Origin of the sequence: Acinetobacter sp. YH12043, assembly GCF_013419915.1 — a bacterium.
Taxonomy (GTDB): Bacteria; Pseudomonadota; Gammaproteobacteria; order Pseudomonadales; family Moraxellaceae; genus Acinetobacter.
This window is the reverse complement of record NZ_VOZD01000023.1, coordinates 48478-58871: the sequence shown is the minus strand read 5'-3', so window position 1 is coordinate 58871 and position 10394 is coordinate 48478. Positions and strand designations below refer to the sequence as shown.

General features: G+C 45.6%; 10 protein-coding genes. 5 read left to right on the top strand and 5 right to left on the bottom strand.

The window, feature by feature from the left end; translation table 11 throughout:
* Window positions 1-164 precede the first annotated feature (164 nt).
* Window positions 165-692, bottom strand: a complete 528-nt coding sequence (locus FTU01_RS11770; protein WP_159124206.1) for a disulfide bond formation protein B — start codon at window positions 690-692, stop codon at window positions 165-167.
* An 18-nt stretch (window positions 693-710) separates the two neighbouring features.
* Window positions 711-2288 carry a glutamate--cysteine ligase gene (gene gshA, locus FTU01_RS11765; RefSeq protein WP_179991906.1) on the bottom strand — a complete coding sequence of 526 codons (1578 nt, stop codon included), beginning with the start codon at window positions 2286-2288 and terminating at the stop codon, window positions 711-713.
* A 211-nt stretch (window positions 2289-2499) separates the two neighbouring features.
* Between gshA and FTU01_RS11760 the strand changes: the two genes are divergently transcribed.
* Genes FTU01_RS11760 through FTU01_RS11750 form a run of 3 tightly spaced genes read left to right on the top strand, consistent with a single transcriptional unit; the run spans window position 2500 to window position 4963 of the window.
* Complete coding sequence (locus FTU01_RS11760; RefSeq protein WP_166137519.1) at window positions 2500-3039, top strand: DUF924 family protein; 540 nt, start codon at window positions 2500-2502, stop codon at window positions 3037-3039.
* A gap of 41 nt (window positions 3040-3080) precedes the next feature.
* A complete protein-coding gene (locus FTU01_RS11755) occupies window positions 3081-3647 on the top strand; it encodes a hypothetical protein (RefSeq protein WP_180025288.1) in 567 nt (188 codons plus the stop codon).
* Window positions 3648-3661: 14 nt separating this feature from the next.
* Window positions 3662-4963 carry a DUF445 domain-containing protein gene (locus tag FTU01_RS11750; RefSeq protein WP_180139224.1) on the top strand — a complete coding sequence of 434 codons (1302 nt, stop codon included), beginning with the start codon at window positions 3662-3664 and terminating at the stop codon, window positions 4961-4963.
* Between the two features lie 92 nt (window positions 4964-5055).
* On the opposite strand, the gene FTU01_RS11745 is transcribed toward FTU01_RS11750, so the two are convergent.
* Complete coding sequence (locus FTU01_RS11745; RefSeq protein ID WP_125278848.1) at window positions 5056-5343, bottom strand: DUF2798 domain-containing protein; 288 nt, start codon at window positions 5341-5343, stop codon at window positions 5056-5058.
* 243 nt (window positions 5344-5586) lie between these two features.
* Here FTU01_RS11745 and argS point away from each other — a divergent pair, with 243 nt between their 5' ends.
* Both argS and FTU01_RS11735 read left to right on the top strand, forming a co-directional pair.
* Window positions 5587-7377: an arginine--tRNA ligase gene (gene argS / locus FTU01_RS11740; protein ID WP_180139221.1), complete on the top strand. Its 1791-nt coding sequence runs from the start codon at window positions 5587-5589 to the stop codon at window positions 7375-7377.
* A gap of 313 nt (window positions 7378-7690) precedes the next feature.
* Window positions 7691-8305, top strand: a complete 615-nt coding sequence (locus tag FTU01_RS11735; RefSeq protein WP_159124212.1) for an SPOR domain-containing protein — start codon at window positions 7691-7693, stop codon at window positions 8303-8305.
* Window positions 8306-8604: 299 nt separating this feature from the next.
* On the opposite strand, the gene asd is transcribed toward FTU01_RS11735, so the two are convergent.
* Together asd and FTU01_RS11725 are read right to left on the bottom strand one after the other, a co-directional pair.
* Complete coding sequence (asd, locus tag FTU01_RS11730) at window positions 8605-9456, bottom strand: archaetidylserine decarboxylase (RefSeq protein ID WP_180031968.1); 852 nt, start codon at window positions 9454-9456, stop codon at window positions 8605-8607.
* The gene (locus tag FTU01_RS11725) at window positions 9453-10301 is read right to left on the bottom strand and encodes a sulfurtransferase (protein ID WP_180139227.1); all 849 of its coding nucleotides are present in this window, start codon (window positions 10299-10301) and stop codon (window positions 9453-9455) included. Before FTU01_RS11725 ends, asd begins: the two co-directional genes overlap by 4 nt.
* Window positions 10302-10394: the final 93 nt, after the last annotated feature.

Here is a 10394-nt window from a genome sequence, read left to right as displayed (position 1 = left end):
GAGTGATGGGAGAGAATGTTCAAGAGTGGATTCTAAATGTTCAGATAAAGACATAAAAAAATGAGCGTATTTACATACACTCATTTTTACTACATTTTACTAAAATTTGCTTAACTGACTGGCATTAGTCTGTAGACTGGCTTTTTTGATTCCAATTTTGAAAATCAGTATTTATCTCTTAGACGTTTGACGGGCGCAGTCTGATATTTGCGAAATAACTGCCACAGGCTGATCAGCAATAAAATACTGAAGAACACCAATGACCAGACCGGTAAAGATTGCCCCAGGAACGTCCAGTCAATTGCGGCACATTCACCTGAACCGTTTAATACCTGCTGTAATACCGATTTCATCGGCAAAGTTTCCAGCCAGTAATCCAGACCTGGGCCACAGCTCGGCACTTGATCTGGGGGCAGGTTCTGTAGCCAGACATGCCGTGCAGCGACACCGACTGACCATAAGATACTCAGCGAGCCTAAGAAAGCATAACCACGCTTCATGGCATTGGATTTCGGATTATGCAGCAAGGCAATCAGGGAAATAATCCCTAGTCCGATCAATCCGATTCGTTGAAACACACACAATGGGCAAGGGTTCAGGCCCTGTCCATGCTCAAGATATAAAGCAAATGCCATCCCGGCAACAGATGCCAAAAACAACACACCACTCACGAAGCGATAACCCCATTGCATGGTTAATCCTCTTATTTATTATCGATATTGGGCTAAATATTCAGTAAAACTGATCGTGTTATCTTGCTCGAGCTGCTGTTGTTGCTGCAATGACTTTTGTGACAATTCATTGAAATATTTAAGTGTTTCTTTGCTTAATCGATGTGATTCATAGAGATTGCTATGCTGATGGGCCAAATGCTGACCAAACTGCCACATGCTGCTGTGGCTACGAATATCTCCGACAATCAGGGCTGACAAGGTCGCATCAACTTCATCGACACGGATCTGCATGGCTTGCATAGCATTGCTATATAGATCAGTTTCATAAGCCTGATCGAGCAATTGAGCCAGTGGCTGCATACGTTGCAAATGTAAATTACACCAGTCTTCAATCATATAGCGCTGGCCATTTTCCATAATCGCAGCGTTATAGGCGCGGCCACGATTGACCACTTCAGCCTGATTCTGGTCAATGATTTCCTGTTCGGCATCCAGCAATGCCGGGCTGTCTTGCAATAAGCAGTACAGTGCCACTACTTCCAGGAAGCCGGCAGTATCTTCATTGATCCCGATCGCGCTATACGGATTGACATCTACAGCACGCAGCTCAACATAGCCGATCCCGCGATTTTGCAAGGCTTGCGATGGAGTTTCACCTTCTTTAGGTACCTGCTTTGGACGCACCAGACTGTAGTATTCATTTTCAATCTGTAGCACATGGTCATTGATCTGAATTGGCTGACCATTGGCATCATCCAGACCCAGACGGGTAAACTGTTTGTACGGTGTTCTGACCGCTTTTTGCAGACCTTCCAGATAATCCTGCAGATTATTGTAGTGAATACCGAGCTGTTTCTGCGCTGAATTCTGGTAGCCAAAGCGTCCCATCCGTAATGCAGTCGAATAAGGCGTATATAAAGTACCGCGTACCAGCGGAAATAGATGGTGATCACGTCCAGTCATAAAACACTGGCACACTGCTGGACTGGCACCAACCAGGAAAATTACCAGTGGCGTTAAACGAATAAAGTTACGGATCAGCCCCATATAGCGATGGCTGCGATAATCCTGCAGGCTTAAAGCGCGTAGCTCTTCATCAGTTTCCTGTTCCTGAAGTGCTATAAAGAAATTATCCGGGAAAGACAGATTATAGTGAACCCCGGAAATGGTCTGCATACGGCGACCATAACGCACGCCTAAACCATGACGATACAGCGTTTTAAATAAGCCAATATTGGAGCTGCCATATTGCGCCAGCGGGATATTTTCATCCTTACTGTCGAGCATGCACGGCATAGACATCGGCCAGAGCTTTTCATCATTTTTCAGATGACGATGTACAAAGGCATGAATGTCGGTCAGATAGTTTAATGCCTCAGTAATACTCTCTTTCGGTGGAGTAATAAACTCCATCAAGGCTTCAGAATAATCGGTCGTAATATGCGGATGTGTCAGAGCTGAACCTAAGGCATGAGGATGCGGTTCCTGCGACAGGAAACCATTGCTTTGCATACGCAAGCTCTCACGCTCGATACCGCGCAGCATTCCTTTGATGAGCGACGAATCTACCCATTCCGGTAATACATCATGGGCAGTCGATTCAGGTTGACTCATTACAATCTCGCTTAATGGGGGTAACTATTAAAATAGAATCATCGGTTTAGCTTAGTATACCGCGATTTCCAGACAGCACATGCTGCCCTGCCTAGTTTTCAAGCAAACCATTGATTTTTAGTTGGGCAAATTTTTAACACAAAGTTTCTCTATAAGACATGTGAAATTTGTGATTTTATTGACAAATAAATGCTAATAAATTGTAAACAATATGAATTATCAAGATATTTTAGACTTTTGGTTTAGTCCTGAGACTCAACCCAACTGGTTTGCCAAAAGTGACCAGTTCGACCAAAGTTTGAAGGAAAAATTTGGCGATATTCTGGAACAGGCGAGTAGAGCTGAACTGTGGTCATGGCGTAAGAATGCTGATGGTCGATTAGCTGAAATCATTGTTCTGGACCAGTTCTCACGCAATATTTTTCGGGATACGCCGCGTGCTTTTGCTCAGGATAGTCTGGCTTTGGCACTGGCTCAGGAAGCCATCAGCCAAGATCTGGATAAACAGCTGAGTCCGGAGCAACGTTCCTTTCTTTATATGCCTTTCATGCATAGCGAATCTCAATTAATACATGAATTTGCGCTAAAATTATTTCAGCGCCTCGGCAATCCAGAAAACCTCGAATATGAAATCAAGCATAAAATCATTATTGACCGTTTCGGACGCTACCCACATCGCAACCAGATTCTGGGCCGTGAATCCACCGAGGAAGAATTGAGTTTCCTGACCCAGCCAGATAGCAGCTTCTAGAGGTCTGTAACTCGCTGGATCATCCTATCAGGAGAACGAAGATGAAAAAAACCGTCATTGCCCTGAGCCTTGCGACGACTGCCCTGCTTTCTGGCTGTGCAACGACACCGTCCAAGCCGCTTACCTTTGACCAGCTCGGCCAGTACAGCACTACTCCACTGAATGCCAACACTTATCGCATCAGTTTTCAGGCGCGACCTAATATGAGTTTCGGTACAGCCGAAGAAATTACCCTGCTGAAAGCCGCGCAGACCACAGTTCAGAACGGTTTCCAGTTTTTCCGGGTACTGAACGATCCAAGCAACCGTACCCAGCAACCACCGCGTCAGGCGATTGTCTATCCGGCGCCTAGCGTCTATCCATACGGCTATTATCGTCCTTATGGTTATTCCCGTCGCTATCCGGGATTCTGGCCCGATCCATTCTATGACCAGCCCTATACTGTCACTTTAGATCCTGCTCAAGTGGCTTATACCATTGAGTGCTTTAAAGCCGGTCAGGAGCCGAAAGATGCCTTTGATGCCCGCTTGATTTTACAATCACTTGGCGCTAAATATGGAGTAAGTCCATCCGGCCAAGTACTCCAACCGCAGCCGGCCACGCCCTAATAACAGGATGATTTATGCAGAAAGAGCAGCCGTCACCGAGCTTACAACGCAGTAAACGTTTTGCGACTATTGCACTGGTCGTCGCAGTACTGGCTTGGCTGGCGCTGATGATTACTGCCAAACTGCTGCCTGAATATGTCTGGCTGATTCATATTCTGATGCTCTCTGCCGAAGCAGGTGTAGTCGGTGGTCTGGCGGACTGGTATGCAATTACCGTGCTGTTCCGCAATCCTTTTGGCCGGCTACCGATTCCAAAATTTTTACGTGACCATACTGAAATTATTCCACGCAATAAAGCCCGGATTGCCGAATCTATGGGGCGCTTTGTGCAGGAAAATTTCCTTTCCCCGCAAATTGTGCAGCGCAGTCTGGCCAGTACCGATTTAAGTCTGGCTGCTGGCCGCTGGCTGGCCAATCCGCAGAATAATGCTCAAGTCATACAAGTGATTCAGCAGACCGTACCCAAAGTATTTGAATTTGTCGGGCAGGAACAGATCGCCGGATTTATTCAGAGCAATAGTGTGCAATGGGTCAAAAACACCCAGATCAATACCCTGGCCAGCGAAATGCTGCGCGCTGTTTTGGAAAATGATTTCCATCAGGATGTGCTGCAACGCGGCCTAGATGTGGTACATGCCTGGATGACTTCACATCCAGAACAAACCCGTGAGCTGACCCGCACTTTATTCAAGGAAATGGGCGTCTGGCGTCTGGCCAAAGGCGCCAGCTGGATCGGTATTGATGTGCAGCAACGCAGTATCGATTCGGTGATTCAGCGGGTGGAAGCCATGCTGGCAGATCCCGACCATCCGTGGCGGCTTAAAATTGAAGAAACAGCTCAAGAATTGATGCAGCAATTGGCAGATTCTGAAAGTATGGCCAGCCAGCGACTGAATGAAACTAAAGATGCCCTGCTTGACAGTCCGCAAGTGCTAAATTTTATCAGTGGTGCAGTGGTCATTTTATGCGATGCCATCAAAGCAGATTTGCAAAAGTCGGATTCGGGGATTGCGGAGAATCTGCGAGTCGCCATTCAGCAAGTCGGTGAAAATATTATTTCAAATACTTCAGTGCGTGAGTTGCTGAATAACCGTCTCAGTGGTATCGCTGTCGATTTGAGTGACCAGTACAGTGAGAAAGTGATCCGTTTTATCAGTGAACGTATTCATGAATGGGATTCGACTGAGATGATCGACAAGATTGAAAACGAAGTCGGTGGTGACCTGCATATGATCCGGGTCAATGGTGTCGTGGTCGGGGCCTGTATTGGTCTGATCCTTGGAATCATCCGCGCTGCAGTCGAGCATCTGATTTAATTGGGTTTTAGCTAGAGAGCTAGCTCATTGATCAGCGAGTGCTTTTGACTCTCTAGAATTCCTTGTCTGAATGATCAGCTGATAGAAAACAATTATTTGGGTGGCTGATTTCCTGACATATCGACCAGCAATCCGGCAAATTTGCGTACAAAAGGCAAAAGCGTTACCACAATTGGAAAAGCAATTGCCCAGGAAATCATCCAGTTATGAAACCAGAGTGCCATAAAGCCCTCAATCCAGCCCAGATTGCGCAGCATGTTAATCATGGAAATAATTCCACTCATCAGGCAGGACAGGATAAAAGGCACAATGACCAAGGCCCATTTGGCTGGAAGTTTGGGAATATTGCCGATAATAGTCGGGCGCTGTTTTGAATCCATGCTGACTCTTTTTATAGTTTCAATCAGGCTAATATAGGCCATTTTGATTCATTTTTTTATAGCAAAATTTGCAACTTATTTATTCCCCTCTTTCTCATGTGATCCTTCATTGATGACCGACCGATGGATAGAAACTATAGACTACTAATCGTATATTTTTTATTCCCCATAAATGGTTTTACCTAAAGAGTCGGAAATTTGCTATATTTGCTGTTTTTCTGCGATATCTATTTTCGACTGATTATGAATACGGCAATCCAAGCAGCTCTCGATCATGCAGTGCAAACTTTACAGGCACAAAACGTACTCCCATCTGACTGGAACAATACAAGTAATTTGACGCGTACCAAAGACCGCAGCCACGGTGACTTTGCATCAAATATTGCCATGATCGCGTCTAAAGCTGCGGGGATGAAACCGCGTGATTTAGCAGAAAAAATCCTTGCTGCCCTGCCTGAAGTGGCGGATATCAGCAAGGCAGAAATTGCAGGCCCAGGCTTTATTAACTTCTTTTTAAATGCAGACCAGCGTTTTGCTGTGCTGGATCAGATTCAGGCTCAACAGGCAACGTATGGTCGTACCCAGGCCAATGCGGAAAAACGCGTTCAGGTTGAATTTGTGTCTGCGAACCCGACTTCTAGCCTGCACGTAGGTCATGGTCGTGGCGCTGCTTATGGTATGACTGTTGCAAATCTGCTTGAAGCGACAGGTGCCAAAGTTGACCGTGAATATTATGTCAACGACGCTGGCCGTCAGATGGATATTCTGGCGACTTCAACTTACTTACGTTATTTAGAATTGACGGGTCAGGAACTGGTGTTCCCGAAAAATGCCTATCAAGGTGACTACGTCAAAGAAATCGCACAAAGCATTATTGATAAAGACGGCGATATCTATGTTCGCCCTGTTGCAGACGTTTATAAAGACGTCCCTGAGGACGTACAGTACGCTGCCGAACCGGATGCTGAAGGCAATAAAGTGATTGTTTCAGGCGATAAAGAAAAGCACATTGATGGCCTGATCTTCAACTCACAAACTTTATTAAATGAAGGTTACCGTGTATTCCATCAAGCTGCGTTAAAAGCCATCCTTGATGATATTAAAGATGACCTCGGTGAATTCGGGGTGACTTTCAACCAGTGGTTCAGCGAAGCAACTTTGACTGAAAAAATTGATGAAGCGCTACAAACTCTAGATCAGCGAGGCTTCCTGTATGAAAAAGATGGCAACATCTGGTTCAAGTCAACTGAATTTGGTGATGAAAAAGACCGCGTGGTTAAACGCCGTAATGGTCAAACCACTTATTTCGCGTCTGATATTGCGTATCACCTAAACAAATTACAACGTGGCTATACCGATATCATTGATATCTGGGGTTCAGATCACCACGGTTATATCGCACGTGTAAAAGCAGCGATTGATGCTCTGGGCTATGACTCGAAAAAACTGACTGTACTTCTGGTTCAGTTTGTCAGCCTGTGGCGTGGTGGCGAGATGGTACAGATGTCCTCTCGTTCAGGCCAGTTCGTGACTTTACGTGACCTGCGTAAAGAAGTCGGGAATGATGCAGCGCGTTTCTACTATGTCATGCGTAAATCTGAACAGCACATTGACTTCGACCTGGACCTTGCTGTATCTCAAAGCAAGGACAACGCCGTATATTATATCCAGTATGCGCATGCGCGGATCTGCCGTATGTTAGAAAAGGCAGCCTCTACAGGCGTGAACTTTGATGCGACCATTGCACGTGGTCTGGCTGCCAAACTTGAACTGGAAGCGGAAACCGAAATTCTGGCAAAACTGGCAGCTTATCCAGAGATTGTTGTTCGTGCTGCTAACAGCTATGAACCGCATCAGATTGGTAACTACCTGAAAGAGCTGGCTGCGCTGTTCCATGGCTGGTACAACGACAACAAGGTTCTGGGCGATGATGCAGAATTAACTCAGGCACGTTTACTGTTATCTGTAAATGTTCGCCAGGTGCTGCGTAACGGTCTGGAACTGCTTGGTGTATCTGCGCCTGAGAGCATGTAAGCAAAACACTGTTTTGCATGCTCGCAAGGCGAGAGCTAAGCTCGAAGCGAAAATGTAAAGCACTGCTTTTACATTGACGCAAGACGGAGAGCTCTGCTCGAAGTCAGCATGCTAGTCATTGCCGTTTATCTGCTGAATAAACATTTTGTAACTTTAGCTATGTGTTTGAAGATGCAGATAAATTAAAATTCTGTGTGATTTGTGATCTAGATAATGACTTTTCTATCACGATCACATAGGATGAAGTCATAGTAGGGGCATAACTGCTGTTATGCCTTTTCTATTTGCCCCGATAAATAAGAGGAAATCCCAAGTGTTTGGAAAAACGCAGCGCGGTGTATCTGAAAGACCGAATAAGCCCAAAAAGCCACTTATTCCTACCTGGCTCGGCACACTCGTGATCATTTTAATCGTGTTAAGTTTTTTAATGGCACTCATGCTGTGGAAGCCATGGGAACCTGTTAAACCTAAAAACCAGGCTACGGCTGAACATTCTCAAGAAGAAGATACCAATAAAGACTACCGTTTTTATGATCTGTTGCCACAGCAGCAAGTGACACCGATTCCTGAAGAGGCGGTTCCTGAAGCAAAAAATCAGGAAGCAGTGGTGATTGTAGAGGCACCAAGACCTGAAGTTGATGAATCAGAAACAGCAACTGAGCCAGGTCTGGATGCAACCGAAGCCCCAACTCCTGCTTCTGCAAGCTATATTCTACAAGTCCGTAGTTTTGATGACCCGGATCAGGCAGATGCCCGCCGTGCAGAAATCATTCTCAACGGTTTATCTGCAGATGTAGTCCGCAGTGTGGAAAATGGCAAGGTTTGGTATCGTGTCGTGTCTGGACCTTATGATTCAGCAGAATCTGCGATTATTGCACAGCAAACCTTACAGCACAGTGGTATCGATTCCATTGTGGTCAAACGATAAGGTTTAAATATAGAAAAGCGCCAAATGGCGCTTTTTTTTGGATCTTTTATCTCCTCCCTTTTTTAAAGGGAGGTTGGGAGGGATTTTAATTTTTTAACTCCCTCTTGCGAAGCAAGGCTTCTCACCTTTTTCAAAGGGAAAGAATCTAAGGGATATTTGTTATCATGAGATTCCCTCCTAAGCAAGCTTTGAAGCACTGCTTTGAATTGAAACGCAAGAGGAGGAAATTAGAATATTTAATCCCCCTCAATCCCCCTTTTTCAAAGGGGGAAGCAACATAACAGGAGATTAAAAGCTTTTTATAGGGTATGACCCAACGCCTCACCCATCAACACGGTTGAATTGGCTTTAAACTTCTCATCCCATTGCATCTTGTTTTCCTCAAACAGGATAACGGCGGTTGAACCTAGGTAAAAACGACCCAGTTCAGCGCCTTTTTCAAGGAATAAATTGTGCTGGTTTAGCTCGATACGACCAGATGGTTTTACCTTGCCAGTCGCCACAGTTTCAATACCAGCCACAATCATCGCACCAACTAGAACCACTGCCATACGACCAAGTTCGGTATCAAACAGACACACCATACGCTCATTACGGGCAAACAGACCTGGAATATTTTCGGCTGTGGTCTGGTTGACCGAGAACAGTTCACCCGGCACATATAAAGTTTCAGTCAGAGTCCCGGCAAATGGCATGTGAACACGATGATAGTCACGTGGTGACAGATACACGGTCGCAAACTCCCCGTTCTTGAATGGTTCTGCCAGTTGCGGATCAGCAATCAGGTTTTCAACAGTAAACTTTTGACCTTTGGCTTGGAACACATCGCCATTTTCAATTTTACCCAGTTGGGAAATTGCGCCATCTGCCGGAGACACAATTGCGGTTGAATCAGCATCGACCGCACGCACCCCGGTTCTTAGTCCACGGGTAAAGAAATCATTAAATGATTTGAATTTCAGGGCATTGGTTTGCTCAGCAATCGACATATCAATTCCGTATTTGGTCTTGAACGCTGCAATCACGGCTGTTTTTACCAGCGGATTTTCGCTGGCTGCAATTTTTCCCACCACACGGGACAGGCGATGCTGTGGCACCACTTTTTGGGCCTGGATAAACAGTTGTTGTTTTAGACGCGATGTGATGCTCAAGATGGCACCTCTCCTGTAGCGATTGGACTATCGAGGCGGTTGCCCCATTCACTCCACGCACCATCATAGGCTCGAATATTCCAGCCGAATAAGCGACCCAGAATATAAGCCAGACCTGAACGGTGATGGGACTGACAATACACCACAACTGGCTGATCCAGATCAAATCCCAGTTGTTCCAGACGCTGCTGAGTACGTGGTAAAGGATGTAATTTTAAATGATTTTGCCGGTTAAGGGCAGTACTCCACTCAAAATGACGTGCGCCCGGGATGTGACCACCGCGTCGCGCAGCCAGACGCAGGCCAGTGTATTCATCTTCTGTACGACAATCCCATACCTGAATTTTTTCATTTTCAATGAGTGGTTTTAATTCATCATAATCAATCTGAAACTCAGCCTTTCTTTCAAGATTGACTGGAACCAGATGATCGACAGGTATAAACGTTTCCTGATCTGATGAAGTCGGTAGTCCCGCACCCAGCCAGGCATGAATGCCGCCATTGAGTAAACTGGTATTTTCAAAGCCCATGCAATGCAGGTTCCAGAGCAGACGCCCTGCCCACGCACCGCCTTCATCATCATAAGCTACGACATGATGTTCAGGAGAAATATTCAGGTAACGAATTAAAGCTTCCAGCCCTTCTGCATCCGGTAACAGGCCCATGGCTGTTTCTTCCTGACGAACCAGCAGCTTGGGTTGCAGATGTAAGGCATGTGGAATATGCAATTGTTCATAAACCGACGCCCGGCTTAAATCAACAATTCGAAGTTTTTCATTTCCCAAATGTGGAACCAAATCTTCTGCTTCAATCAGCAGACCAAAGTCAAAGGCGGAAGCTGTCATCTTAGTAGTTGTCATTGCGGTCAAATCCTTTTGATCTTAGCACAGCTCATTTTTTCAATTATGTTGTTTTTATCTAGATCCTTAGCATAATTT